24 protein-coding genes and 3 tRNA genes are annotated in these 24,250 nt (G+C 71.6%); 19 read left to right on the forward strand and 8 right to left on the reverse strand.

Translation table 11 applies throughout. From position 1 onward, the window contains the following. Window positions 1-18: 18 nt before the first annotated feature. From ABZ135_RS20340 to rfbB, 6 genes are all read right to left on the reverse strand, one after another. Window positions 19-954 (reverse strand): glycosyltransferase, encoded by a 936-nt coding sequence (locus ABZ135_RS20340; RefSeq protein WP_356697609.1) that lies wholly within the window; start codon window positions 952-954, stop codon window positions 19-21. Beyond that, on the reverse strand, window positions 951-1,685 hold the full coding sequence (locus ABZ135_RS20345) for a glycosyltransferase family 2 protein (RefSeq protein WP_356697610.1): 735 nt from the start codon (window positions 1,683-1,685) through the stop codon (window positions 951-953). The genes ABZ135_RS20340 and ABZ135_RS20345 overlap by 4 nt, the downstream gene beginning before the upstream one ends. Beyond that, window positions 1,682-2,059, reverse strand: a complete 378-nt coding sequence (locus ABZ135_RS20350; RefSeq protein WP_356697611.1) for a DUF2304 domain-containing protein — start codon at window positions 2,057-2,059, stop codon at window positions 1,682-1,684. The genes ABZ135_RS20345 and ABZ135_RS20350 overlap by 4 nt, the downstream gene beginning before the upstream one ends. Before the next feature lie 145 nt (window positions 2,060-2,204). Continuing rightward, window positions 2,205-3,473, reverse strand: coding sequence for a hypothetical protein (locus ABZ135_RS20355; protein ID WP_356697612.1), 1,269 nt, complete (start codon window positions 3,471-3,473; stop codon window positions 2,205-2,207). After that, the gene (gene rfbD, locus ABZ135_RS20360) at window positions 3,470-4,447 is read right to left on the reverse strand and encodes a dTDP-4-dehydrorhamnose reductase (protein ID WP_356697613.1); all 978 of its coding nucleotides are present in this window, start codon (window positions 4,445-4,447) and stop codon (window positions 3,470-3,472) included. Before rfbD ends, ABZ135_RS20355 begins: the two co-directional genes overlap by 4 nt. Then, a complete protein-coding gene (gene rfbB / locus ABZ135_RS20365) occupies window positions 4,444-5,433 on the reverse strand; it encodes a dTDP-glucose 4,6-dehydratase (protein WP_356697614.1) in 990 nt (329 codons plus the stop codon). The genes rfbD and rfbB overlap by 4 nt, the downstream gene beginning before the upstream one ends. A 148-nt stretch (window positions 5,434-5,581) precedes the next feature. Here rfbB and rfbA point away from each other — a divergent pair, with 148 nt between their 5' ends. From rfbA to ABZ135_RS20405, 8 genes are all read left to right on the forward strand, one after another. Further along, a complete protein-coding gene (gene rfbA, locus ABZ135_RS20370) occupies window positions 5,582-6,460 on the forward strand; it encodes a glucose-1-phosphate thymidylyltransferase RfbA (RefSeq protein WP_356697615.1) in 879 nt (292 codons plus the stop codon). Between the two features lie 19 nt (window positions 6,461-6,479). Beyond that, window positions 6,480-7,088, forward strand: a complete 609-nt coding sequence (gene rfbC / locus ABZ135_RS20375) for a dTDP-4-dehydrorhamnose 3,5-epimerase (RefSeq protein WP_356697616.1) — start codon at window positions 6,480-6,482, stop codon at window positions 7,086-7,088. 213 nt (window positions 7,089-7,301) lie between these two features. Next, window positions 7,302-8,291 carry a UDP-glucose 4-epimerase GalE gene (gene galE / locus ABZ135_RS20380; protein ID WP_356697617.1) on the forward strand — a complete coding sequence of 330 codons (990 nt, stop codon included), beginning with the start codon at window positions 7,302-7,304 and terminating at the stop codon, window positions 8,289-8,291. 76 nt (window positions 8,292-8,367) lie between these two features. Continuing rightward, window positions 8,368-9,489 (forward strand): glutamate 5-kinase, encoded by a 1,122-nt coding sequence (gene proB / locus ABZ135_RS20385; protein WP_356697618.1) that lies wholly within the window; start codon window positions 8,368-8,370, stop codon window positions 9,487-9,489. Window positions 9,490-9,696: 207 nt separating this feature from the next. After that, window positions 9,697-10,185 (forward strand): hypothetical protein, encoded by a 489-nt coding sequence (locus ABZ135_RS20390; RefSeq protein WP_356697619.1) that lies wholly within the window; start codon window positions 9,697-9,699, stop codon window positions 10,183-10,185. 155 nt (window positions 10,186-10,340) lie between these two features. After that, a complete protein-coding gene (locus ABZ135_RS20395; RefSeq protein WP_356697620.1) occupies window positions 10,341-11,624 on the forward strand; it encodes a glutamate-5-semialdehyde dehydrogenase in 1,284 nt (427 codons plus the stop codon). 89 nt (window positions 11,625-11,713) lie between these two features. Continuing rightward, a complete protein-coding gene (locus ABZ135_RS20400) occupies window positions 11,714-12,256 on the forward strand; it encodes a hypothetical protein (protein WP_356697621.1) in 543 nt (180 codons plus the stop codon). Between the two features lie 121 nt (window positions 12,257-12,377). Beyond that, on the forward strand, window positions 12,378-13,460 hold the full coding sequence (locus ABZ135_RS20405; RefSeq protein WP_356697622.1) for a hypothetical protein: 1,083 nt from the start codon (window positions 12,378-12,380) through the stop codon (window positions 13,458-13,460). Here ABZ135_RS20405 and ABZ135_RS20410 read toward each other — a convergent pair. Continuing rightward, a complete protein-coding gene (locus ABZ135_RS20410; RefSeq protein WP_356697623.1) occupies window positions 13,445-14,614 on the reverse strand; it encodes a M48 family metallopeptidase in 1,170 nt (389 codons plus the stop codon). The genes ABZ135_RS20405 and ABZ135_RS20410 overlap by 16 nt on opposite strands. A 128-nt stretch (window positions 14,615-14,742) precedes the next feature. On the opposite strand from ABZ135_RS20410, the gene ABZ135_RS20415 reads away from it, so the two are divergent. From ABZ135_RS20415 to ABZ135_RS20450, 8 genes are all read left to right on the forward strand, one after another. Next, a complete protein-coding gene (locus ABZ135_RS20415) occupies window positions 14,743-14,982 on the forward strand; it encodes a hypothetical protein (RefSeq protein ID WP_356697715.1) in 240 nt (79 codons plus the stop codon). A gap of 82 nt (window positions 14,983-15,064) precedes the next feature. Then, a complete protein-coding gene (locus ABZ135_RS20420; protein ID WP_356697624.1) occupies window positions 15,065-15,229 on the forward strand; it encodes a hypothetical protein in 165 nt (54 codons plus the stop codon). 52 nt (window positions 15,230-15,281) lie between these two features. Next, the gene (nadD, locus tag ABZ135_RS20425; RefSeq protein WP_356697625.1) at window positions 15,282-15,902 is read left to right on the forward strand and encodes a nicotinate-nucleotide adenylyltransferase; all 621 of its coding nucleotides are present in this window, start codon (window positions 15,282-15,284) and stop codon (window positions 15,900-15,902) included. A 19-nt stretch (window positions 15,903-15,921) separates the two neighbouring features. Further along, window positions 15,922-17,628: an LCP family protein gene (locus ABZ135_RS20430; protein ID WP_356697626.1), complete on the forward strand. Its 1,707-nt coding sequence runs from the start codon at window positions 15,922-15,924 to the stop codon at window positions 17,626-17,628. An 80-nt stretch (window positions 17,629-17,708) separates the two neighbouring features. Next, window positions 17,709-18,146, forward strand: coding sequence for a ribosome silencing factor (gene rsfS / locus ABZ135_RS20435; RefSeq protein WP_356697710.1), 438 nt, complete (start codon window positions 17,709-17,711; stop codon window positions 18,144-18,146). Continuing rightward, window positions 18,143-18,796, forward strand: a complete 654-nt coding sequence (locus ABZ135_RS20440; RefSeq protein WP_356697711.1) for a histidine phosphatase family protein — start codon at window positions 18,143-18,145, stop codon at window positions 18,794-18,796. Before rsfS ends, ABZ135_RS20440 begins: the two co-directional genes overlap by 4 nt. A gap of 95 nt (window positions 18,797-18,891) precedes the next feature. Further along, a tRNA-Ala gene (locus tag ABZ135_RS20445) sits at window positions 18,892-18,964 on the forward strand. Between the two features lie 259 nt (window positions 18,965-19,223). Continuing rightward, the gene (locus ABZ135_RS20450; RefSeq protein WP_005317760.1) at window positions 19,224-19,457 is read left to right on the forward strand and encodes a hypothetical protein; all 234 of its coding nucleotides are present in this window, start codon (window positions 19,224-19,226) and stop codon (window positions 19,455-19,457) included. On the opposite strand, the gene ABZ135_RS20455 is transcribed toward ABZ135_RS20450, so the two are convergent. After that, the gene (locus ABZ135_RS20455; protein WP_356697627.1) at window positions 19,436-20,755 is read right to left on the reverse strand and encodes a glycosyltransferase 87 family protein; all 1,320 of its coding nucleotides are present in this window, start codon (window positions 20,753-20,755) and stop codon (window positions 19,436-19,438) included. The genes ABZ135_RS20450 and ABZ135_RS20455 overlap by 22 nt on opposite strands. Window positions 20,756-20,874: 119 nt before the next feature. Between ABZ135_RS20455 and ABZ135_RS20460 the strand changes: the two genes are divergently transcribed. The 3 genes from ABZ135_RS20460 to leuS all read left to right on the forward strand — a co-directional run bounded on the left by ABZ135_RS20460 (window position 20,875) and on the right by leuS (window position 24,220). Then, window positions 20,875-20,947: transfer RNA gene (locus ABZ135_RS20460), tRNA-Ala, on the forward strand. Between the two features lie 68 nt (window positions 20,948-21,015). Further along, window positions 21,016-21,088 (forward strand) — tRNA-Ala (locus ABZ135_RS20465). A 264-nt stretch (window positions 21,089-21,352) separates the two neighbouring features. Beyond that, complete coding sequence (gene leuS, locus ABZ135_RS20470) at window positions 21,353-24,220, forward strand: leucine--tRNA ligase (RefSeq protein ID WP_356697628.1); 2,868 nt, start codon at window positions 21,353-21,355, stop codon at window positions 24,218-24,220. Window positions 24,221-24,250 lie beyond the last annotated feature (30 nt).

Consider the following 24,250-nt stretch of genomic DNA (forward strand, 5'->3'; position numbering starts at 1 on the left):
CGCCGCCCCGCGGGACGGTCATCGTGAGCTGGTCAGGGCGTATCCCAGCAGGCGGCGTACGGCGGCCGGGCGGCGCAGGGCCCCGGGGAGCAGGGTCAGCGCGTGCAGCCGCATCGACAGGTGCAGGCGGGCGGCGCGCGCGGCCTTCGGCCAGCCGTGCCGGTCGAGGTCCCGGGCCACCTCGCCGAAGAAGCGGATGGCCTCGGCGAAACGGCCGCCGGTGGCGGCCTCGGCGGAGGAGAGGCTGCCCGAGTGGCGCCGGTAGCGGAAGGCCGTGGCCGGCTCGACCACGAGCTTCTCACCGCGCTTGATCAGCTCGATGATCAGCGCCAGGTCCTGGATGACCGACAGGTCCTCCCGGAAGCTGATGCCCTTGACCGCGTCGGCGCGCCAGACGATGGAGGGGAAGTACAGCCAGTTGCCGCCGAGCAGGTTCGCGGCGAGCGGCTCGCCGGAGAGCACCAGACGACGGCCGGTGTTCTTCGGCGCGTACAGCCGCTTCTTCACCTCGTCGCCCAGCGAGGTCGACGGATTGCCGTGCTCGTCGATCACCTCGACGCCCGGCTGGTAGATCGCCCCGTCGGGCACGGCCGCGACGGCGGCCCGCATCGTCTCGACATAGGTCGGCAGCAGCAGGTCGTCGCTGCCCAGCATGGAGAAGTACGGCGCCTCGACCAGGTCGACACACTTGCGGAAGTTCCCGGTGATGCCCAGGTTCCGCTCGTTGCGCTGGTACCGGACCCGGTCGTCGCCGAGGGAGGCGAACCACTCGGGCACGCCCTCCTCCTTGCCGTCGTCGACGACGGTCAGCCGCCAGTCCTTGTCGGTCTGGTCGAGGACGCTGCGCACCGCGGCCTGCATCAGGGCGGTGTCGCCGTAGTGCGGCAGCATGATGTCGAGCGTGCCGAGAGGGTCGGTGGTGTCGGCCCGGTCGGGGTTTCGCACCGCTGTCACTTGCCCTTCGTCTTGGGACCGAGGGCGGAGCGGCGGCTGAGCGCGAGCAGCAGGATCATGCCGATCCGGCCCAGGTAGAGCGTGGCCTTCCACGGGGACTGGCTGGGGGTGCCGGTGGCGCGCGGCCGCATCGCGACGGGCACCTGCTCGATCCGGTAGCCCGCCCGGACCACGGCGATCGTCGACTCCACCGTGTCGCCCAGGTACTCCACGGGATACCAGTGGGCGAAGACGTCGATCAGGTCGCGGTTGGAGGCGCGGAAGCCCGAGGTGACGTCGGTCAGCTTGGTCTTCGCCATCCGGGACAGCCAGAACGCGAGCACCAGCATGGCCCACTTGCGGGGGCCGCGGGTCTCGTAGTCACCGGTGCCGGCGAACCGCGCGCCCATGACGAGGTCGGCGCCCGCGTCCAGGCGGGCCAGCAGCTCGGGCACGTTGCGCGGGTCGTGCTGGCCGTCGGCGTCGACCTGGACGGCGACGTCGTAGCCGCGGTCGTGCGCGAAGCGGTAGCCGGCACGCATCGCGCCGCCCACGCCCAGGTTGTACGGGAGCTTCAGCACGGTCGCGCCGGCGGCGCGGGCCACGGCGCTGGTGTCGTCGGCGGAGCCGTCGTCCACCACCAGGACATCGGCACCCGGCAGCGTGGTGTGGACCTCCTTGATGACGTCGGCGACGCCCTCGGCCTCGTTCCACGCGGGCATGATGATCAATACGCGCTTGCCGTCGATCACTTGCGGCCCCCCTGCCCGGTCGCCGTGCCGGTCTTCTGCGCGAGCTGCGCGCGCAGCTCCTCCACGTCCACGCGGAGCAGCGCCACCTCCTCGGAGAGGGTGCGCCCCTCCTCCTCGAGGTGGCCGACCTCCCAGCTCAGTTGGAGGCAGACGATGAAGAGGAAGGCGACGCTGAGGAAGAGGATCAGACTGACGCCGGAGGCGACTCCCACCGCGCGGGCGACGGAGTCGAGACCGCTCGGGAAGAAACCGAGCGGGATGATCACCAGTCCGGTGAGCACCCAGAGGAACGCGTACTTCTCCTTGAGCTTGCGACGGCGCAGCAGCTCGACGATGCACGCGACGAGAAAGACTCCGGTGACCGAAGTCAGCATCCACAACTTCACGCCGGGCTCCGGTCTATCGGACGACTCATGGAAACGGCCTGTCTACTTCCAAAGATGGGGGCGGAGGGCGCCGTACGGCGGCATCCCACTGTCCGTCTGTCGTTCACGGAGAGTGAGGGAATGGAGATCATTCCTATGAGTGCACCGAACGGTAGCCTACACGAGAGCGAAGAACGAGCATCATGACGGTGACCACGACGAGTGACCCCACGGCATAGGCGATCTCGACCCTGCCGCGCAGCTCCAGCGGACTCAGAGTGACGGCCACGAGCGCGGCCGTACCCACGATCCAGGCCATGAGCTGCTGCCGTACGGCACCGCTGGTGAGCAGCGCCTGACCGAGCACCATGGCCAGCATGTACAGGGTCGTGCCGAGCGAGAGCCACACGAAGTCCAGCGGCCCGAGCACGTCGGGAGAGTTGAACAGCACCGGCAGCAGCAGCGGGCCGAGCGCGACGGCTCCGACACCGAAGGCCGCGCCCAGACCCGCCGTCATCGCACAGGCCCGCAGCAGCAACCGTCGGTAGCCGCCGGCGTCGCCCTCGGCCTGAGCGGTCGACAGCCCGGCGAGCAGCGACGCCTGGAAGGCGCCGAACGCGAACAGCGGCACCCGCGCCAGGACCAGCGCCGACAGCAGGGCCGCGACCAGGGCGCTGTCGTCCGTGGCGATGAGCTTGGTGCTGACCACCGCGACGTTCACCAGCACCTGCGCCAGCAGGGTGGAACCGACGAGCAGCCCCAGGTGCTCGATGAGCTGCCGCCACTGCGCCGTCGATCCGGACCGCGCGCCGCGCAGCGCCGGCGACAGGGTCGCCAGGACGGCGATCAGCGGCGCCACGGTCATCACGGCGGCGAACAGGAACGCCGAGTCGGCGCCGGTGAGCGCCAGGGCGGCGGACAGCACGATCCGCAGCAGGCCGTCCAGGCCGAGCTGGAGTCCGTACGCCTCGAAGCGGCCGAGGCCGGCCAGCATGCCGCGCGTGAGGTGGGCCAGCGCGAGGGCCGCGAAGGCGCCGCCGAGCGCGAGGACCAAAGCCCGGTCGCCGTGGAAGAAGAGGTCGGCGAGCGGACGCGCGAACACCGCGAGCGGCACCAGGACGACCGCGAGCAGCCCGCCGGCGAGGACCGCGCCGCGCCGCAGCACGGGCAGCGAGCCGTCGCCGGCCACCACCCGTGCGGCCACCATGCGGGTGACCTCCTGCTCGACCGGGAAGAACAGGCCGAGCCCGACGGACGCGACGATGGTCCACAGGACGGAGAAGCTCGCCATGTCGTCCACGGACAGCGAGTGGCCCGCCGCCGCGAGATGCACGTAGTTGGCGCCGCCGAGCAGGGCGGTGCCGACGCCCACGACGGCGGTCCCGCGGGGCAGGACCGTGGTGATGCGGTCGAGCAGGGTCACGCGCCGGACCGTCCGCCGGGGGAGGTGGGGTCCGGGGCGGGGGTCTCCTGGCCGGGGGCCGCGTGCGCGGGGGTTCCCGGGGCCATGACCCGCAGGGCCTCGGCGAGCTGCTCGCGCCAGTGCGGCTGCACCGCCACGCCCGCCTCGGCCCACCGCTCGTGCGCGAGCACACTGTAGGAGGGGCGACGGGCGGGACGCGTGAACTTCTCCGACGTGGTCGGCCGCACCCGCTCCGGGTCCAGACCGGTCAGCTCGAAGGCAGCCCGGGCCAGGTCGAACCAGGTCGCCGTGTCCGAGGCCGTGCCGTGGTAGACGCCGGCCGGGGCCCGGCCCGCGACGGCCGCCTCGCCCAGGTCCCGGAGCTGGCGGGCCAGCGCACGGGTCCAGGTCGGCTGACCGCGCTGGTCGTCGACGACGTCGAGGGTCTCGCGCTGCTCGGCCAGGCCCAGCATGGTCGACACGAAGTTCCGGCCGTGGGCGCCGTACAGCCACGCCGTGCGCACCACATAGCCGCGCTCGGGCAGCAGCTCGGCGACCGCCCGCTCGCCGGCCAGCTTGCCGCGACCGTAGGCGTTCACCGGAGAGGTGGGGGCGTCGTGCGGGTACGGCTCGGTGGCGTCGCCCGGGAAGACGTAGTCGGTGGAGATCTGGAGCAGCACGGCGCCGCTGTCGGCACAGGCCGCCGCGAGGGCGCGCGGGCCGTCCCCGTTGATCCGGGTGGCCGCCGCCTCCTCGGTCTCGGCGCCGTCGACGTCGGTCCAGGCGGCCGCGTTGACGACCACGTCGTGGCCGGCGACGGCGGCGCGCACGGCCTCGGCGTCGGTGATGTCGAGGTCCTTGCGGGTCAGCGCGGTGACGTCCGCGCCGGCCTCGGTCAGGACCTCGGCGAGGTCACGGCCGAGCATGCCGGCCGCGCCGGTGATCAGCCAGCGGGTCCGCGGGGACGGGGCGCCGGTGTGCTGCTCGGTGCTCATGCGGACAGCGCCGCCTTCGCCTTGAGCGGCTCCCACCAGGCGCGGTTGTCGCGGTACCACTGGACGGTGTCGGCGAGGCCCTGCTCGAAGGTGACGAGCGGGGTGTAGCCCAGCTCCTCGCGGATCTTGTCGATGGAGAGGGAGTAGCGCAGGTCGTGGCCCTTGCGGTCCTCGACGTGCTCGACCATGTCCCAGCCGGCGCCGCAGGCGTCGAGGAGCAGACCGGTGAGCTCCTTGTTGGTGACCTCGGTGCCGCCGCCGATGTGGTAGACCTCACCGGCGCGGCCGCCGCGCAGCACCATCTCGATGCCCCGGCAGTGGTCCGAGACGTGCAGCCAGTCGCGCACGTTCAGGCCCTCGCCGTACAGCGGCACCTTCTTCCCGTCCAGCAGGTTCGTGGTGAACAGCGGGATCATCTTCTCGGGGAAGTGGTACTGGCCGTAGTTGTTCGAGCAGCGCGTCACCACGACGTCCATGCCGTGGGTGCGGTGGTACGAGAGGGCCAGCAGGTCCGAGCCGGCCTTCGAGGCCGAGTACGGGGAGTTCGGCGCGAGCGGCCAGTCCTCGGTCCAGGAGCCCTCGGCGATGGAGCCGTAGACCTCGTCGGTGGAGACGTGCACGAAGCGGCCGACGCCGTGGCGCTTGGCGGCGTCCAGGAGGACCTGGGTGCCGAGGACGTTCGTCGTCACGAACGGCGAGGCGTCGAGGATCGAGCGGTCCACGTGGGACTCGGCGGCGAAGTGCACGACCGCGTCCTGCCCGCGCATGACGTCGTCGACCGTCGCGTAGTCACGGATGTCGCCGTGCACGAAGGTGTAGCCGGGCCGGTCCGCCACCGGGGCGAGATTGGCCTCGTTGCCCGAATAGGTGAGGTTGTCCAGGACGGTGACCTGGGCACCCTCGCCCGAAGGCAGCTCTCCGGAGAGCATTGCCCGCACGAACTGTGAACCGATGAACCCGGCGCCGCCGGTGACGAGAATCCTCATAAGGGGCCCCATTCTATGGGCACCCGTTCCGCCGTCCGTTCGCACGTCGTTCGTCCGGCCGTCCGTGACCGTTCTCACCACACTCGCCCGGCCGCTCCCCGGCGGCGGTGGCCACCGGCCCCACGGGGCTGCCGTAGGCTGCGTGCCCATGCGTGGAATTTTGCTCGCCGGTGGTACCGGCTCCCGACTGTGGCCGATCACCCGGGCCGTGTCGAAGCAGTTGATGCCGGTCTTCGACAAGCCGATGATCTATTACCCCCTGTCGACCCTCGTGATGGCGGGTCTCCGGGAGATTCTGATCATCACGGGTCCCGAGGAGCGTCCGCAGTTCGAGCGGCTTCTGGGCGACGGGTCCGATTTCGGACTCGACATCCGGTTCGCCACTCAGGAGCACCCGAACGGAATTGCCGAGGCATTCGTCATCGGTGAGGAATTCATCGGCGACGAGCCCGTCGCGCTGATCCTCGGCGACAACATCTTCCACGGCGTCGGCCTCGGCCGGCAGCTCGCCAAGTACCGCGAGCCCGAGGGCGGCGTCGTCTTCGCCCACGCCGTCTCCGACCCCACCGCCTACGGCGTCGTCGACTTCGACGAGCAGGGCCGCGCCCGCTCCATCGAGGAGAAGCCGAAGCAGCCCAAGTCCCGCTACGCGGTGCCGGGCCTCTACTTCTACGACAGCCGGGTCGTCGAGATCGCCAAGGGCCTGAAGCCCAGCGGCCGCGGCGAGCTGGAGATCACCGACGTCAACAAGTACTACCTCGACCGCGGCGAGCTCCAGGTCTCGGTCCTCGACCGCGGCACCGTCTGGCTCGACACCGGCACCTTCCAGTCCCTCGTGCAGGCATCCGAGTACGTCCGCGTGGTCGAGGAGCGCCAGGGCATGAAGATCGGCTGCCTGGAGGAGGCCGCCTGGCGCGCCGGCTTCATCGACGACGCGCGGCTGCGCGCCCTCGCCGAGCCGCTGACCAAGAGCGGCTACGGCGACTACCTGCTGAACCTGCTCGCGTACGAGGCCGAGCAGGTCTGAGAGAGGAACGATCGGTCCCATGAAGGTCAACCCGCTGGGCATCGAGGGTGCCTGGGAGTTCGTCCCGCAGCAGCACGGTGACGCACGCGGCCTGTTCCTGGAGTGGTACAAGGCCGACGTGCTGGCCGAGGCCGTCGGGCACCCGCTCGGCCTGAAGCAGGGCAACCTCTCGGTGTCCGCCGCCGGGGTCGTGCGCGGCATCCACTTCGCCGACGTCCCGCCCGGCCAGGCCAAGTACGTGACCTGTGTGCGCGGCGCCGTGCTCGACATCATCGTCGACGTACGGGTCGGCTCGCCGACCTTCGGCCGCTGGGAGGCCGTGCGCCTCGACGACCGGGAGCGCAACGCGGTCTACCTCTCCGAGGGCCTCGGCCACGGCTTCTGCGCCCTCACCGACGACGCCACCGTCACCTACCTCTGCTCCGAGGGGTACGCGCCGCAGCGCGAGCGCACCGTGTACCCGCTCGACCCGGAGATCGGCATCGAGTGGCCCGTCGACGGCGAGCCCGAACTCTCCCCGAAGGACGCCCAGGGCCCGACCCTCGCCCAGGCCCGCGAGGCGGGCATCCTCCCGGTGTACGACGAGTGCGTGGCCTTCCGCCGCTCCCTGGCGGAGCGACGCGCCTGACGGCACCCGCGTCCCGGACGACGGCCCGGCGTTCCCGTGTGGGGGCGCCGGGCCGTCGTCGTGGGGCGGGCGCGGGCGCGGGGGCTCGGGTCGCGGCCGGCGGGCCGTGCGCGGGGCGGGGCTCGCGGCCGGGCGGCCGGGCGGGCCGGGGGCCCGGGGCGTCCACGGCCGTCGCTTCGTCTCGCTCCGCGCCGTTCGCGTTAGGCTGCCCGAATGACGTGGCTCATCACCGGCGGCGCCGGCTACATCGGTTCCCATGTCGTCCAGTCCATGGCCGAGGCCGGTGAGCGGGTGGTCGTCCTCGACGACCTCTCCACCGGCGACCCGGCCAGGGTCCCGGCCGGCGTGCCGCTGGAGCGCGGCAGCGTGCTGGACCGGCCCTTCCTCGACCGGGTGCTGCGCGAGCACGCGGTCCGCGGGATCGTCCACCTCGCCGCGAAGAAGGCCGTCGGCGAGTCCGTCGAGCGTCCGCTCCTCTATTACCGCGAGAACGTCAGCGGCCTCCAGGTCCTGCTCGAAGCGGCCGCCGCGGCCGGCGTCGACAGCTTCGTCTTCTCCTCCTCCGCCTCGGTGTACGGCATGCCGGACACCGACCTGGTGACCGAGGACACCCCGTGCGCGCCGCTCAGCCCGTACGGCGAGACGAAGGTCGCGGGCGAGTGGATGGTCCGCTCCACCGGCCGCGCCCACGGCATGGCCACCGCCTGCCTGCGCTACTTCAACGTGGCCGGCACCGCCGCGCCCGAACTCGCCGACACCGGTGTCTTCAACCTCGTACCGATGGTCTTCCAGCGGCTCGACGAGGGCCGCCCGCCCCTGATCTTCGGTGACGACTACGCGACCCCCGACGGCACCTGCGTCCGCGACTACATCCACGTCGCCGATCTCGCCGACGCCCATCTGGCCGCCGCGCGCCGGCTCACCGAGCTCGCCGCCGAGGGGGAGTTCCGCGACCTCACCCTCAACATCGGCCGCGGCGAGGGCGTCTCGGTACGGGAGATGATCGACCTGGTCCGCGAGGTCACCGGCCGGACCGTCGAGCCCGAGGTCGTCGCCCGGCGCCCCGGCGACCCGGCGAAGGTGGTCGCCTCCTGCGAACGGATCGCCGCCGAGCTGGGCTGGAAGGCCCGCCACGACGTCCGTTCCATGATCGCCTCGGCCTGGGAGGCGCACACCGCGAGCGCTGTCCAGCCGACGGAATAGGCGGGCGCCGCCCGTCCCCGCTCGCGTAGATTGCCTGCCGAGCGAGAGCACGAGTACGACGGCGAGGACGACGCAGGTGACAGAGGCCAGGCAGTACGTGACGGAAGCCCGCAGGATCGTCGTGAAAGTCGGCTCCTCGTCGCTGACCACCGCCTCCGGCGGCCTCGACGCCGACCGCGTGGACGCCCTCGTGGACGTCCTCGCCAAGGTCCGCAGCGGCGGCGAGAAGGAGATCGTCCTGGTCTCCTCCGGCGCCATCGCCGCCGGCCTCGCCCCGCTCGGCCTCACCCGCCGCCCGAAGGACCTGGCCCGGCAGCAGGCCGCCGCCAGCGTCGGCCAGGGCCTGCTGGTCGCCCGCTACACCGCCTCCTTCGCCCGGTACGGCGTCCGCGTCGGCCAGGTCCTCCTCACCACGGACGACACCAGCCGCCGCGCCCACTACCGCAACGCCTACCGGACCCTCGACCAGCTTCTCGCCATGGGCGCCCTGCCGGTCGTCAACGAGAACGACACCGTCGCCACGGACGAGATCCGCTTCGGCGACAACGACCGGCTGGCCGCCCTCGTCGCCCACCTCGTCCGCGCCGACCTGCTCGTCCTCCTCTCCGACGTGGACGGCCTCTACGACGGCGACCCGTCCAAGCCCGGCACCTCGCGGATCGCCGAGGTCACCGGCCCCGAGGACATCGCCCACGTCGAGATCGGCTCGGCCGGCAAGGCCGGCGTCGGCACCGGCGGCATGGTCACCAAGGTCGAGGCGGCCCGGATCGCGGCCGCCGCCGGCATCCCCGTCGTCCTCACCTCCGCCAGCCGCGCCGCCGACGCCCTCGCCGGCCGCGACACCGGCACCTACTTCCACCGCACCGGCCGCCGCTCCGCCGACCGGCTGCTGTGGCTCGCCCACGCCTCGACCCCGCAGGGCGCGCTGACCCTCGACGACGGCGCCGTACGGGCCGTGGTGGAGGGCAAGAAGTCGTTGCTCGCGGCCGGGATCGCCGCCGTCGAGGGCGAGTTCACCGCCGGCGACCCGGTCGAGCTGCGGGACACCGAGGGCCGCGCCGTCGCCCGCGGGCTGGTCAACTTCGACGCCAAGGAGATCCCCCGGCTGCTCGGCCGCTCCACCCACGACCTGGCGCGCGAACTCGGCCCGGAGTACGAGCGCGAGGTCGTGCACCGCGACGACCTCGTCGTGATGTGACCGCACGCATGTGCCCCGTGCCCATGTGAACCGAAACGGCTGAAAGTCTGGTCATCCGGTAGGGACCTTCACCAAAACCGCCCCATGCGCCGCCGCGGGCTGGTCAACTTTCTCTGGGGGCACGGAGAGGGCGGGGACGACAACACGCGCAGTACACGCAGCAGCATGCAGCAGCACGCAGCACAGGCATCACACAGGAGGCCGCCGGTGAGACGAGCGCGCCCAGGGGCACCGCCCCGAGGGACGGCCGAACGCGCCCTGACGAGCGTCGAGGCCGGAGCCGACTTCGACGAATACGAGCAGGACCTGAAGGACCTGCCCGAGCAGGCGGACGGAGGGAGCCCCGAGCGGGAGCTGTCCAAGCTCTGGCACATCACCCTCAGCGTCTCCGGAGCGGAGGCCCCGCTGAAGGAGGTGCGCCGTGCTCTGGAGCAGTTGGCCCACGACCACCCCTTCCTGCTGACCAGCCGTTATGCCAACGATCACGCCGAGATCCGCTACTGGGAGGAGGCCCGCGACCTCCACGACGCCGCGGCCGTCGCCCTGCGGCTGTGGGGCGAACACCGGCAGAGCGCCAAGCTGCCGCCCTGGGAGATCGTCGGCCTCGAGGTCATCGACCGCGAGACCTACCACCAGCGCATCGCCGAGGGCTACGGCCCGCCGCCGGCCGCCCCGGTCGGCGTCCACCCGTACTGACGGACGTCCCCCGTACCGACGGGAGTCCCCGACGGACGTCCACGCCGGACGCCCCCGGGGAAGCCCCGACGGATGCCCGCCCGGGACGTCTCGCAGTGCGGGACGGCGGTGAGATACGTGAGGGATGTCCGCAGAGGTGCCAGTACCCTGCGGACATGACCTCGTTCATGCCCTTCGACACCATGTCCCCGGTCGCCCAGGCCGCCTACCGCGCCCGCGCCGCGGCCGCCGAAATCGCGCCACTCCCGCGCGCGACCAAGGACGACGCCCTGCTGGCGATCGCGGACGCCCTGGAGGTCCGCACGGCCGAGATCGTCGAGGCCAACGCCGAGGACATCGCCCGCGCCCGCGAGGCCGGTACCAGCGAGGCCATCATCGACCGGCTCACCCTCACCCCCGAGCGGGTGCGGGCCATCGCCGCCGACGTCCGGCACGTGGCCGCCCTGCCCGACCCGGTCGGCGAGGTCGTCCGCGGCTCCACCCTCCCCAACGGCATCGACCTGCGCCAGATCCGCGTCCCGCTCGGTGTCGTCGGCATCATCTACGAGGCCCGGCCCAACGTCACCGTCGACGCCGCCGCCCTCTGCCTCAAGTCCGGCAACGCCGTCCTGCTCCGCGGCTCGTCCTCCGCGTACTCCTCCAACACCGCCCTGGTGAAGGTCCTGCGCGACGCCGTCGGAGGCGCCGGGCTGCCCGCCGACGCCATCCAGCTCGTCCCCGGCGAGTCCCGCGACTCGGTCCGCGAGCTCATGCGCGCCCGCGGCCTCGTCGACGTCCTCATCCCGCGCGGCGGCGCCTCGCTGATCAAGACCGTCGTCGAGGAGTCCACCGTCCCGGTCATCGAGACCGGCACCGGCAACTGCCACGTCTACGTCGACGCCGAGGCCGACCTCGACATGGCCGTCGAGATCCTGATCAACTCCAAGGCCCACCGGGTCAGCGTCTGCAACGCCGCCGAGACCCTCCTGGTCCACCGCGACATCGCCGACGCCTTCCTGCCGCGCGCCCTGGACGCCCTGGCCGAGGCGGGCGTCACCGTCCACGCCGACGAGCGGGTCCTCGCCCGGGCCGAGGGCAGCAAGGCCACCGTCGTCCCGGCCACCCCGGAGGACTGGGAGACCGAGTACCTCTCCTACGACATCGCCGCCGCCGTCGTCGACTCCCTCGACAAGGCCGTCGAGCACATCCGGCTCTGGTCCTCCGGCCACACCGAGGCCATCGTCACCACCTCCCAGGCCGCGGCCCGCCGCTTCACCCAACTGGTCGACTCGACCACCGTCGCCGTCAACGCCTCCACCCGCTTCACGGACGGCGGACAGTTCGGCTTCGGCGCGGAGATCGGCATCTCCACCCAGAAGCTGCACGCCCGCGGTCCCATGGGCCTTCCCGAGCTCACCTCCACCAAGTACATCGTGACCGGCGACGGTCACGTCCGGTAACCGGCGACCTCCGTTCGGCCGCCCGCCGAGGGCAGGGACAGTTCGCGCTCTCCCTGCCCAAAACTCCCTTCCCGGTCTACTCTGAATCCGTGCCGGACGACGTGGGGGGCAGGCCGTTTCAGGACGGCGGAGACCCCGAGGACTCTGTCGACCGCGGAGGCGCCGACGAGGACTTCGCCACCGTGGTCTTCGACGAGGACTTCGTACGGGCCGCCGAGGTCCACGAGCCGACCGCCGTCGAGCGGTTGCTCGCCGCCGCCCAGGCCCGCGCCGAGGCCGAGGCCGCCCGCGCCCGGGCCGTCGCCGGTCTCGCCGACGACGAGGGCCACGACCCCGGCCGTTTTCCCGAGGACTACGACCCGGACGGCGCCGACGACGACTTCGGCCCCTACGGCCCCCACGGCGGCGCCCTGCGCCCCTACCGGAGCAGTGCCCGCTGGCACCGCCCGGTCGCCTGGGTGCTCGCCCTGGTGATGGGCGTCGGCATGGTCGCCCTCGCCTTCAGCGCCGTCTACCGGGGCGCCTCCGCCAACCGCCAGGACCGCATCCCGACGCCGGCCACCACCGATGTCGACAAGCCCCGGGGCGCCCCCTCCGCGGCCGTCGTCCCCGCCGCCCCCGGCGCCCGCTGACGCAGGCCCCGAGGGGCCCGGACCGGTCCCTCGCCCATTCGCCGCAACGGCGTCCGAATTCTTCCGAAGTTGTCGTGTACCTGGGCGTTTACCGGGGCGCCCGCCGACCTACCCTGAAGGTATGGCAGGGCGTGGCGACCCGCCTGAGGGGACTCCCGAGGGGGTCCCCGGCGGTGAGGACGAGTACCGATCCGTCGTCTTCGACGAGGCGTTCGTCCGTGCTGCCCGGCTCCAGGAGTTCTCCGCCCAGGAGCGGATGGGCGAGCACGCCCAGGCGGTCCGCCCCCTCCCCGGCGGGGAGGCCCGCGGCGGCGGCTCCCGGCAGGCCATGATGCTGGTCCTGCTGATCGTGCTCGCCTTCGGCACCGCCGTCTACCTCGGTGTCCGCAACCCCTACCAGCCCCCCGTCGACCAGCCGGCCGAAGCGCTGCGCACCACACTGGTCCGGCTCGCCCCCCAGGGCCCCGTGCCGGGCGGGGAACCGGGCCGGCTCCTCGCCCGCAGCCCCGCCGCCGAGCAGCGCACCGGCGCCGCCGCCATCAGCCTCCCCCCGGCCGGACGCACCGGCCACTTCTCCGAGAGCCAGGTCCTCACCGCCCTCGGCATCGCCAAGGACTACCTGGTCGCCTCCTCCCTCGCCCCCGAGGTCCTGTCCGGCGCGACCGTCCGCCCGCCCCGCCTGCTCGTCGACCCGGACCAGCAGGAGCAGTTCGACCGGAGCGTCGAGGCGCCCCGCGACGACGGCCGGCACGCCGTCTCCGGCTGGCTGGTCCGCTTCGACCCGCACCGGGTCGCCCTCGCCGACCCCTCCGTCCGCGTCCAGGGCACCCTGCGCTTCGCGGAGGTCAGCACCGACCTGCTGGAGGTCACGGCGGACCACACCTTCACCTACGCCGTCCGACCCGCCACCTCCGGCAGCGGCCCGGCCCCGCAGGCGTCGCTGTTCACCGTCCACCGCGAGCTGCGCTTCCGCTTCGACCGCGAGGACCTGCGGATGCACCGCGCCGAGCTGCTCACCAGCACCGTCCGGGCCGGCCCGCAGTCCTGCGACGCCGACACCACCGGCGCGCTGCGCCCGCTGCTCGCGGGCGAGCGGGCCGCCGACCGGAGCCGGCCGGCGGTCACCGACCCGTACGCCACGGGCCGGCCAGCCACCGCCGCGCTCTGCGGCACGCTCGCACCCGGCGCTCAGCCCTCGCTCTGACCCCGCTCGCCGGTCCCGCCACCACCGTCACCACCGGCGCCGCGGTCATCGTCGCCCCGCGCGCCCTGGGAGCCCTGGCCGGAGTCCTTGCCGCCGCCGGCCTCCGTGCCCGTACCACCGTTGCCGCCGCCGAAGCGGCCGAACAGCTTCCCGCCCAGATCGCCCGCGAGGTCCCCGGCGCCACCGGCTATGTCGGTGACCAGCTTCATCAACGGATCCTTGCTGCTGCGCACCGACTCCGCGTAGTGCCGGCCGGACTCGCGGAAGGAGTCGGTCACCGAGGTGTCCCCGTCCTCCGTGCGCTTCGGGTAGTGGCCGTCCATGATCCGCTGGTAGTCGCGGGTCTCCGACCACTTCTTCAGCTCGGCCGCGCGCACGGTGGTGAAGGGGTGCGAGCGCGGCAGCACGTTCAGGATCTTCAGCACGGAGTCGCGCAGGTCGCCGCCCTTCTCGTACTCGTCGGCCTGGGCGAGGAAGGCGTCCACGTTCATCTCGTGGAGGTGGTTGCCGCCCGCGATCTTCATCAGGCCGCGCATCGACGCCTGCACGTCCTGGCCCACCAGCAGGCCCGCCCGGTCGGCCGAGAGCTCCGACTTGCGGAACCACTCCCGCAGCGCCGTCACTATCGCCATGATCGCCACGTTCCCCAGCGGGATCCAGGCGACCTTCAGGGCCAGATTCGTGAGGAACAGCAGGATCGTCCGGTACACGGAGTGGCCCGAGAGCGCGTGGCCCACCTCGTGGCCGACGACGGCCCGCATCTCCTCCTCGTCGAGCAGCTCCACCAGGCCCGTGGTGACCACGATGATCGGCTCGTCCAGGCCGATGCACATGGCGTTCGGCTTCGGGTCCTGCGTGACGTACATCGGCGGGACCTTCTCCAGGTCCAGGATGTAACACGCGTCGCGCAGCATGTCGTTGAGATGGGAGAACTGCGCGTCGCTCACCCGCACGGAGTCGGAGAGGAACAGCAGTCGCAGGCTGCGCTCGGGCAGCAGGCCGCTCAGGGCCTTGAAGACGGTGTCGAAGCCGCTCAGCTTGCGCAGCGCGACCAGCGCCGAGCGGTCGGCCGGGTGCTCGTAGGCCCGCGAGGAGATCTCCGGGAAGCGCTTGCGCTGCCTGCCGGGCAGATTCCCCTGGTGGTTCTCGGTCATGGATGCCCCCTGTTCGTACGAGTCGGTGCTCGTCCCCCTGACGCAACCCAGCCTAGGGGAGGGGACTACCGTGTGCTCGAGCCTGTGGATAACTCGGGCACTGTGGACAAGCGAGGAGTACCAGCGCCATGACGGACACCGCGACCGCCGCCGTCACCCCCCTGCTCGCCGCGACGGGTGCGCAGGGCCCGGGCGACACGCTCCGGATCGTGCTCCTCGCCTCGATCGTGGGCGCCGCGCTGCTCGCCTGGTTCCTGCTGCGCGGCTACCGCGACGGCGCGGGCGACGACGCGCAGGGCGCCCCCGGCGACCCCGCGACGAAGACCGGAGACGGCCGCGCGGACGGCCCCGGGGACGCCAACGCCTGAGTCGGCGTGAGCGGGCCGCGACCTCCCGCATACGATGTGCGCGAAGTCTCGCTCCCATCCCCGATCGAAGGTCCTGCCGAAGATGAGCCTCCACGCCACCGCCGCCAACCTGGTCACGCTCGCCTCCGAGGGCGCCGAGCACGGCGGCAACCACGACAGCCTCAACCCGTACCTCACCGGTTTCGGCTCGCTCGCCGCCCTGCTCCTGCTGCTGTGGATCACCACCCGCTTCAACCGCGACCGCTGAGCCCGAGGCCGCTGATCCGGCGTCCGCCGCCGTGCCAGTAGGCTCTGCACGCATGGGAGAGCAGGAAGTGCCTACTGGCGGTCGCGGCAAGCGCCGCCTCGGCGTGATGGGCGGAACGTTTGATCCGATCCACCACGGACACCTGGTGGCCGCCAGTGAGGTGGCCGCCCTGTTCCACCTCGACGAGGTGGTGTTCGTGCCGACCGGGCAGCCGTGGCAGAAGAGCCACAAGGCCGTCTCGGCGCCCGAGGACCGCTACCTGATGACGGTCATCGCCACGGCGTCCAACCCGCAGTTCTCCGTCAGCCGCATCGACATCGACCGGGGCGGCCCGACGTACACCATCGACACGCTGCGGGACCTGCGCTCCCTCAACAGCGACGCCGACCTGTTCTTCATCACCGGCGCCGACGCGCTCTCGCAGATCCTCACCTGGCGCGACGCCGAGGAACTGTTCGCGCTCGCCCATTTCATCGGCGTCACCCGACCGGGTCACGACCTCACCGACGACGGCCTGCCCAAGGGCGGCGTGTCCCTGGTCGAGGTCCCCGCGCTCGCCATCTCCTCCACCGACTGCCGGGCAAGGGTCGCGCAGGGCGATCCCGTCTGGTATTTGGTCCCGGACGGTGTGGTGCGCTACATCGACAAGCGCCAGTTGTACCGCGGCGAGTGAGCCTCGGGGAGGGGCACCGGTGAACGACCAGCAGAACCCGTACGACCCGTACTATCCGCAGCCGCAGATCATCGGCTACGACGAGTACGGGCAGCCGGTGTACCAGCAGCAGGTCCCGCAGCAGCACTACGACCCCTACGGTCAGCAGCAGGGCCGGCCCCAGGACCAGGGCTACGGCTACGACCCCTACGGGCAGCAGCCCGTCCAGCAGCCGCAGGCCGCGCCCCAGCAGCACCCTCAGCCCCAGGCGCCCCAGTACCCCGTCCAGCAGCCGCAGTACGACCCGTACGCCCCGCAGCAGCCCGGGTACGACTACCAGCAGCAGTACGACACCGGTCAGCAGTGGGCCGTACAGACCGAGCCCGCCCCCGCTCCCGCCCCGCCGGCTCCGGCGCCGGCTCCGGAGCCCGCGCCGTCCGCCGCCGTGCCCGGGCCGCGCCCCGCGCCGGAGGACGACGGGCGGGAGTACCGCACCGAGCAGTTCTCGTTCATCGAGGAGCCGGACGAGGACTCCGAGGACGTCATCGACTGGCTCAAGTTCACCGAGAGCCGCTCCGAGCGGCGCGAGGAGGCCCGTCGCAAGGGCCGCAACCGCGTCGTCGCCCTCGTCGTCGTCCTCGCCCTCGCCGTCGTCGGCGGCGTCGGCTACCTCTGGTCGGCCGGCCGGCTGCCCTTCACGGGCGGCGGCGAGCAGAAGCAGAACACGGCCACCGGACCGCAGCAGCGGGACACGATCGTCGTCCACCTCCACAACACCAAGGGCGGCGGCACCTCCACCGCCCTCCTGGTGGACAACACCACCACCCAGCAGGGCACCACCGTCCTGCTCCCCAACTCGCTCGCCGTCGCCGACGACGAGGGCGCCACGACCACGCTCGCCAAGTCCGTCGAGGACGACGGCTCCAGCGGCACCCGTGAGGCGATCGGCAACCTCCTCGGCGCCGAGATCACCGGCACCTGGCGGCTCGACACCCCGTACCTGGAGAACCTGGTCGAGCTCGTCAGCAACATCGACATCACCACCGACACCACCGTGCCCGGCGACAAGCCCGGCGCCGAACCGCTGGTCGAGAAGGGCGAGAACCAGACGCTCAACGGCCGCGCCGCCGTCGCCTACGCCACCTACCGGGCGCCGGGCGAGGCCGAGGCCAAGCAGCTCCAGCGCTTCGGCCAGGTCCTGTACGGGGTGTTGCGGAAGATGTCCGACGACCCCGAGGCCGCCACGGTCACCATCGAGACCCTCGCCCAGATCCTCGACCCGTCCCTGCCCGAGAAGGACCTCGGCGCCTCGCTCGCCAAGCTCGCCGAGCACGCCAAGGTCGGCGACTACAAGACGGCCCTGCTGCCCGTCGAGCCCGACGGCTCGCTCAGCGAGGCCACCGGCGACAGCGTGGTCAAGGACATCCTCGGCGGCAAGGTCAGCGCCCCCGAGCAGGGTGCGGCGACCCGGGTCGCGATCCGCGACGCCACCGGCGAGGACGCCACCGAGGCGGCCCGCGTGGTCCTGATCAACGGCGGCTACGCCGTAGTCGGCGGCACCAGGACCGGTACCGAGGAAAAGTCCGAGGTCGTCTACGGCGACGACGCCCACAAGGCGACCGCCTCGGAGGTCGCCAAGACCCTGGGCCTCCCGGCCGGCTCCGTCACCAAGGGCAAGCCCGTCGGAAACGCCGAGGTCACCGTCGTCCTGGGCCAGGATTACAAGATCCCCGGCGGCAAACGGTGACCCTCCGATAATCCTTTTCGGGGCCGTCGGCGGTACATGAGACCCTTGAGGTGTCTCTGACCGCCGACGAAAGCCTGCTTGTGACCGCCACGGACCGCTCCATCGAGCTTGTCAGCACCGCCGCCCAGGCGGCGGCCGACCGGCTCGCGCACGACATCATCGCGTACGACGTCAGCGACGTGCTGTCGATCACCGACGCCTTCCTGCTCGCCTCCGCGCCCAACGACCGCCAGGTCAAGTCGATCGTCGACGAGATCGAGGAGCGGCTCCTCAAGGAGCTCGGCGCCAAGCCGGTGCGCCGCGAGGGCGACCGCGACGCCCGCTGGATCCTCCTCGACTACGTCGACATCGTGATCCACGTCCAGCACAGCGAGGAGCGTGTCTTCTACGCCCTCGAGCGGCTGTGGAAGGACTGCCCCGAGCTTCCGCTGCCCGAGGACGCTCAGAAGACGCGCGGCAAGGCGCAGGAGCACGCGCGCCTGATGGGCGCCGACGGAGCGGACGGTGAGCTGAGCTGACCAGCGGCAAGGGCGGCACGGGCCGCCGCATCGTGCTGTGGCGCCACGGCCAGACCTCCTGGAACCTGGAGCGCCGCTTCCAGGGCTCCACGGACATCGAGCTGACCGAGACCGGCGTCGCCCAGGCGCGCCGGGCCGCCCGTCTGCTCGCCGCGCTGAAGCCGGACGCCATCGTCTCCTCCGATCTCAAGCGGGCGGCGGCCACGGCCGCCGAGCTCTCCGCGCTCACCGGCCACGCCGTCGCGCACGACTCCGCCCTGCGCGAGACGTACGCGGGGGAGTGGCAGGGGCTGACCCACGACGAGATCACCGCGCGGTTCGGCGAGCAGTACGCCGCCTGGAAGCGCGGCGAGCCGGTGCGCCGGGGCGGCGGCGAGCTGGAGACCGAGGTGGCCGACCGGGCCGCCCCGGTGGTCCTGGCACACGCCGAGAAGCTGCCCGCGGACGGCACGCTGGTCGTGGTCAGCCACGGCGGCACCATCCGCACCACCATCGGCCGGCTGCTCGACCTGGACGCGCGCCACTGGGAGAGCCTGGGCGGGCTCTCGAACTGCTGCTGGTCCGTGCTCGGCGAGGGGGCGCGCGGCTGGCGTCTCATGGAGCACAACGCCGGCACGCTGCCCGAGCCGGTCCTCGGCGACGACGACTGAGCCCCGCCGGCGGCCTGCCGGAGGCCGATTTCACTTTCCGGCAGGTCCCAGGCTAAAGTTCTTCTTGTTCGCAGCGCGGAGCGCGAAGAACACGAGGGGCTATAGCTCAGTTGGTAGAGCGCTTGCATGGCATGCAAGAGGTCAGGAGTTCAATTCTCCTTAGCTCCACAGTCACCGGATCCCGTCCCCAGTGGGGGCGGGATTCGTCGTTTCCCGAGCACCTGAGCTCGTCACTCCGCCGACGACGCTGACGCTCTTGCGAGGCCATGGCAGAATCGGACCGCCGGAGGGGACGTCGGTCCGGACGGGAGGGAGCTCGCATGGCCGTGGACGGTGCCGAGGAGACCGCAGCCGATGCCGTCTCGGATGCCGCCCCCGTGCCACGGGCCCGGCTCGACCGTTCCCCGCGCCCGTGTGGAGCCGAGTGATGGGTGCGCACAGGCGGAAGTGCGACTGGTGCGGCAGCGGCACGCCCATCGTGCGCGACATGGACCCGGTCAACCCGGAGTTCCAGTACTGGTGCGAGGAGTGCGCGCGGGCGCTGATCATAAAAGGCGACCCCATCGAGACCTACCGTGAACTCGAAGGGGAGCCGATCTACGGCCGGCTCCTCGACGAGCACTGCACCCTGAAGCGGTTCTATTCCTTCGCGACGGCCTGAGCCTCCCGGCCGGCCTGCGGCTCCCGCCCGACGGCCTCCGACCCGGTGGCGCGGTCGGTGACGGTCCGGGGCGTCCGCGTCCGCCACACCGCCAGCGCGTAGCCGGCGAAGACCGCGGTCGCCGTCAGCGGATAGACCGCCGAGAGCAGCATCTGACCGGCGTTCTGGTCGAGTTCGGGGCGGCCCGGGTCGTGCGGCACCCACCACAGCGCGAACGAGGCGAAGGCCAGTGCCACGGCTCCCGTCACCGGCCACGCGCGCGTGGAGCGGTCGTACAGCAGGATCAGCAGCGGCACGCACCACACCCAGTGATGGGACCAGGAGATCGGGCTGATCATCAGCGCCGTGAACGCGGTGACGGTCACGGCCACCGCCTTGTCGCCCCGGATCGCGGCCCGTACCGCCAGCACCATCGCCGCGCCGCCGAGCAGCGCCGCGGTCGCCACCCACCACAGGCCCGGCGCGTCGGTGTGCATCAGCCGGGCGAGGACGCCGCTGAGGGACTGGTTCGCGGTCTCCTCCGTGTGGCCGACCCGGCCCGTCTCGAACAGGGTCCGGGTCCAGAACGTCTTCGAGTCGGCGGGCAGGGCCAGTGCCATCGCCAGCGTGGCCGCCAGGAAGGTCCCGGTCGCCGTCAGCGCCGTCCGCAGCCACTGGTTGAGGGTCCGGTCCCGGCGCCACAGCAGCAGGCCGGCGGCGAACAGCAGGACCATGAAGAGGCCCGGGGTGAGCTTCACCGCGGTGGCGAGCCCGATGCCCAGGCCGGCCCAGCGGCTCCCCTCGCGACGGGTGAGGTCCCAGAGCACCGCCACCGCGACCAGCAGGTTGATCTGCCCGTACCGCAGCGTCGTCCACACCGGCTCGCACCAGACCACGACCGCGGCGACCCACAGGGTCGTACGCCACAGATCGGCCCGCGCCGCGCCGCGGGACAGCGCCGGGCGCACGAGCGGGAGGGACAACTGGACCAGCGCGATCACGAGGAGCAGGTTCCCGGCGGTGGAGAGCGTCCGCATCACAGGGACGCTCACCAGGGTCAGCGGCAGGAACAGGACGGCCGCGATCGGCGGGTAGGTCATCGCGAGGTTCGCCGAGGTGGCGCGCATCGCGTAGAGGTCGCCTCCGGCCCGCAGCGTCTCGGCCTCCGCCCGGTAGACCATCACGTCGAGCATGTTCACGTGCGCGAGGCGCTGGGCCACCCAGAAGGCCGTGAACGAGAGCAGGCAGACGGCCGCGGCGAGGGCGAGCGGCCGGCCGCGGGAGGGGGAGCCTGAGGAAGGGGCTACGGAGACGGACACAGTCGGCGACCCTACCCGGCCGGACGCGGGCCTCCGGAGAAACGGATTTGGAGAACCGTCGGGCCGCCGGTTACTGTTCTGTCCGTCGCCGCGCCAGTCGCTGGAGCGGTGAGCGACAAGGGGCTATAGCTCAGTTGGTAGAGCGCTTGCATGGCATGCAAGAGGTCAGGAGTTCAATTCTCCTTAGCTCCACAGAAGGGAAGCGGGCCGCCCGGACGGGTTGGTTCGCACCGCTTCTGCGGTAGTCTCATCCCTCGCAAGGGGCTATAGCTCAGTTGGTAGAGCGCTTGCATGGCATGCAAGAGGTCAGGAGTTCAATTCTCCTTAGCTCCACAGAAGAGAAGCGGGTCGTCCGGATCGGACGGCCCGCTTCGTCGTGTGTCACCCCCCGGAACGTCGGTGCGGCCCGCTCGGGCCCTGCGGTACCCTGACGCCATGCGTGCCGTACGCCTTCTGCTTAGCGAGCCGCGCTGATCAGTCCCGACGGATGAAGATCCGGTCGGCATCGGCGCGGCGTCCCCTCCTGTGCGAGGGGATTTTTCATTTCGTGGCACTGGCCGGCAGTGGGCAGAGACGATCGATGGAGCTTCAAGGATCATGACCGAGATCAACACGGCTGCCGAGACGGCGGCCCCGCATCGCTACACGGCGGCCGTGGCCGCCGACATCGAGGCACGCTGGCAGGACGCCTGGGACGCCGAGGGCACCTACGAGGCCCCGAACCCCACCGGTGACCTGGCCGGGGACGCGGCCGTGGCGGCCCGCCCCAAGAAGTTCATCATGGACATGTTCCCGTACCCGTCCGGTGCGGGTCTCCACGTCGGTCACCCGCTGGGCTACATCGCCACCGACGTCTTCGCCCGCCACGCGCGCATGACCGGGCACAACGTCCTGCACACCCTGGGCTTCGACGCCTTCGGCCTGCCGGCCGAGCAGTACGCCGTGCAGACCGGCACGCACCCGCGCGTGTCCACCGAGGCCAACATGGAGAACATGAAGGTCCAGCTCCGCCGGCTGGGCCTGGGCCACGACAAGCGCCGGTCGTTCGCCACGATCGACCCGGACTACTACAAGTGGACCCAGTGGATCTTCCTGCAGATCTTCAACTCCTGGTACGACACCGAGGCGAAGAAGGCCCGCCCGATCGCCGAGCTGGTCGAGCAGTTCGAGAACGGCACCCGTGAGGTCCCCGGGGGCCGCCCCTGGGGCGCCCTGAGCGCCGTCGAGCGCGCCGACGTCCTGGGCGAGTACCGCCTGGCGTACGCCTCCGACGCCCCGGTCAACTGGTGCCCCGGCCTGGGCACCGTCCTGGCCAACGAGGAGGTCACCGCCGACGGCCGATCCGAGCGCGGCAACTTCCCCGTCTTCAAGGCCAAGCTGCGCCAGTGGAACATGCGCATCACCGCCTACGCGGACCGCCTGCTGGACGACCTGGACGCGCTGGACTGGCCCGAGGCCATCAAGCTGCAGCAGCGCAACTGGATCGGCCGCTCCGAGGGCGCCCGCGTCGACTTCCAGGTCGGCGACGCCGGAGCCATCACCGTCTTCACCACCCGCCAGGACACCCTGTTCGGCGCCACCTACATGGTGCTGGCCCCCGAGCACGACCTGGTCGAGAGGATCGTCCCGGCCGCGTGGCCCGAGGGCACCCACGAGGTGTGGACCGGCGGTCACGCCACCCCCGCCGAGGCCGTCGACGCCTACCGCAAGCAGGCCGCCTCCAAGTCGGACGTCGAGCGGCAGGCCGAGGCCAAGGAGAAGACCGGCGTCTTCACCGGCGCGTACGCGACCAACCCGGTCAGCGGCGAGCAGGTCCCCGTCTTCATCGCCGACTACGTCCTGATGGGCTACGGCACCGGCGCGATCATGGCCGTCCCGGCGCACGACAGCCGCGACTTCGCCTTCGCCCGCGCCTTCGAGCTGCCCATGCGCTGCGTCGTGGAGCCCAGCGACGACCGCGGCACCGACCCGGCCACCTGGGACGACGCCTTCTCCTCCTACGAGGCCAAGCTGATCAACTCCGCCAACGGGGAGATCTCCCTGGACGGCCTGGGCGTCGTCGAGGCCAAGGAGCGGATCACCGCCTGGCTGGCCGACCGCGGCATCGGCGAGGGCACCGTCAACTTCCGCCTGCGCGACTGGCTGTTCAGCCGCCAGCGCTACTGGGGCGAGCCCTTCCCGATCGTCTACGACGAGGACGGCGTCGCCCACGCGCTGCCCGAGTCGATGCTGCCGCTGGAGCTGCCGGAGGTCGACGACTACTCGCCGCGCACCTTCGACCCGGACGACGCGGACACCCAGCCGGAGACCCCGCTGTCCCGCAACGAGGACTGGGTCAACGTCACCCTGGACCTGGGCGACGGCCCCAAGAAGTACCGCCGCGAGACCAACACCATGCCCAACTGGGCCGGTTCCTGCTGGTACGAGCTGCGCTACCTGGACCCGCACAACGATCAGAAGCTGGTCGACCCGGCGATCGAGCAGTACTGGATGGGCCCGCGCGAGGGCATGCCCACCGGTGGCGTCGACCTGTACGTGGGCGGTGCCGAGCACGCCGTGCTGCACCTGCTGTACGCGCGCTTCTGGTCCAAGGTCCTGTTCGACCTGGGGCACGTCTCCTCGGCCGAGCCGTTCCACAAGCTGTACAACCAGGGCATGATCCAGGCATTCGTCTACCGGGACTCCCGCGGCATCGCCGTCCCGGCCGCCGAGGTCGAGGAGCGGGACGGCGCCTTCTGGTACCAGGGCGAGAAGGTCAGCCGCGTCCTGGGCAAGATGGGCAAGTCCCTGAAGAACGCGGTCACCCCGGACGAGATCTGCTCTGAGTACGGTGCCGACACGCTGCGCCTGTACGAGATGGCCATGGGCCCCCTGGACGTCTCCCGTCCCTGGGACACCCGCGCTGTCGTGGGCCAGTACCGGCTGCTGCAGCGGCTGTGGCGCAACATCGTCGACGAGACGACCGGTGAGGTCACGGTCGTCGACGAGCCGGCCGACGAGGACACCCTGCGCGCCCTGCACAAGGCCATCGACGGGGTCTCCCAGGACATGGTCGCGATGCGCTTCAACACTGCCATCGCCAAGATCACCGAGCTGAACAACCACCTGACCAAGTCCGGTGGCCCGGTGTCCCGGCAGGTCGCCGAGCGGCTGGTGCTGCTGGTCGCCCCGCTGGCCCCGCACATCGCGGAGGAGCTGTGGCACCGCCTGGGCCACACCGACTCGGTCGTCCACCAGGACTTCCCGGTCGCCGACCCGGCCTACGTCGTCGACGAGACCGTGACCTGCGTCGTGCAGATCAAGGGCAAGGTCAAGGCGCGCCTGGAGGTCTCCCCGTCGATCACCGACGCGGAGCTGGAGACGCTGGCGCTCGCCGACCCGGCCGTCGTCGCCGCCCTGGGCGGCGCGGAGATCCGCAAGGTGATCGTCCGGGCGCCGAAGCTGGTCAACATCGTCGCCGGCTGACGACTGACGGCATCCCCTAGGGGGAGGCTG

The organism is Streptomyces sp. NPDC006339 (genome assembly GCF_040612775.1).
Classification (GTDB): domain Bacteria; phylum Actinomycetota; class Actinomycetes; order Streptomycetales; family Streptomycetaceae; genus Streptomyces.

Coding starts and splice junctions, on each gene's coding strand:
- ABZ135_RS20415 (WP_356697715.1), top strand. CDS start 14,743: ATGACGGACACCGCGACCGCCGCCGTCACCCCCCTGCTCGCCGCGACG.
- ABZ135_RS20420 (WP_356697624.1), top strand. CDS start 15,065: ATGAGCCTCCACGCCACCGCCGCCAACCTGGTCACGCTCGCCTCCGAG.
- ABZ135_RS20410 (WP_356697623.1), bottom strand. CDS start 14,614: ATGACCGAGAACCACCAGGGGAATCTGCCCGGCAGGCAGCGCAAGCGC.
- rfbA (WP_356697615.1), top strand. CDS start 5,582: ATGCGTGGAATTTTGCTCGCCGGTGGTACCGGCTCCCGACTGTGGCCG.
- rfbB (WP_356697614.1), bottom strand. CDS start 5,433: ATGAGGATTCTCGTCACCGGCGGCGCCGGGTTCATCGGTTCACAGTTC.
- rfbC (WP_356697616.1), top strand. CDS start 6,480: ATGAAGGTCAACCCGCTGGGCATCGAGGGTGCCTGGGAGTTCGTCCCG.
- ABZ135_RS20450 (WP_005317760.1), top strand. CDS start 19,224: ATGGGTGCGCACAGGCGGAAGTGCGACTGGTGCGGCAGCGGCACGCCC.
- galE (WP_356697617.1), top strand. CDS start 7,302: ATGACGTGGCTCATCACCGGCGGCGCCGGCTACATCGGTTCCCATGTC.
- ABZ135_RS20395 (WP_356697620.1), top strand. CDS start 10,341: ATGACCTCGTTCATGCCCTTCGACACCATGTCCCCGGTCGCCCAGGCC.
- ABZ135_RS20350 (WP_356697611.1), bottom strand. CDS start 2,059: ATGCTGACTTCGGTCACCGGAGTCTTTCTCGTCGCGTGCATCGTCGAG.
- rfbD (WP_356697613.1), bottom strand. CDS start 4,447: ATGAGCACCGAGCAGCACACCGGCGCCCCGTCCCCGCGGACCCGCTGG.
- ABZ135_RS20405 (WP_356697622.1), top strand. CDS start 12,378: ATGGCAGGGCGTGGCGACCCGCCTGAGGGGACTCCCGAGGGGGTCCCC.
- leuS (WP_356697628.1), top strand. CDS start 21,353: ATGACCGAGATCAACACGGCTGCCGAGACGGCGGCCCCGCATCGCTAC.
- nadD (WP_356697625.1), top strand. CDS start 15,282: ATGGGAGAGCAGGAAGTGCCTACTGGCGGTCGCGGCAAGCGCCGCCTC.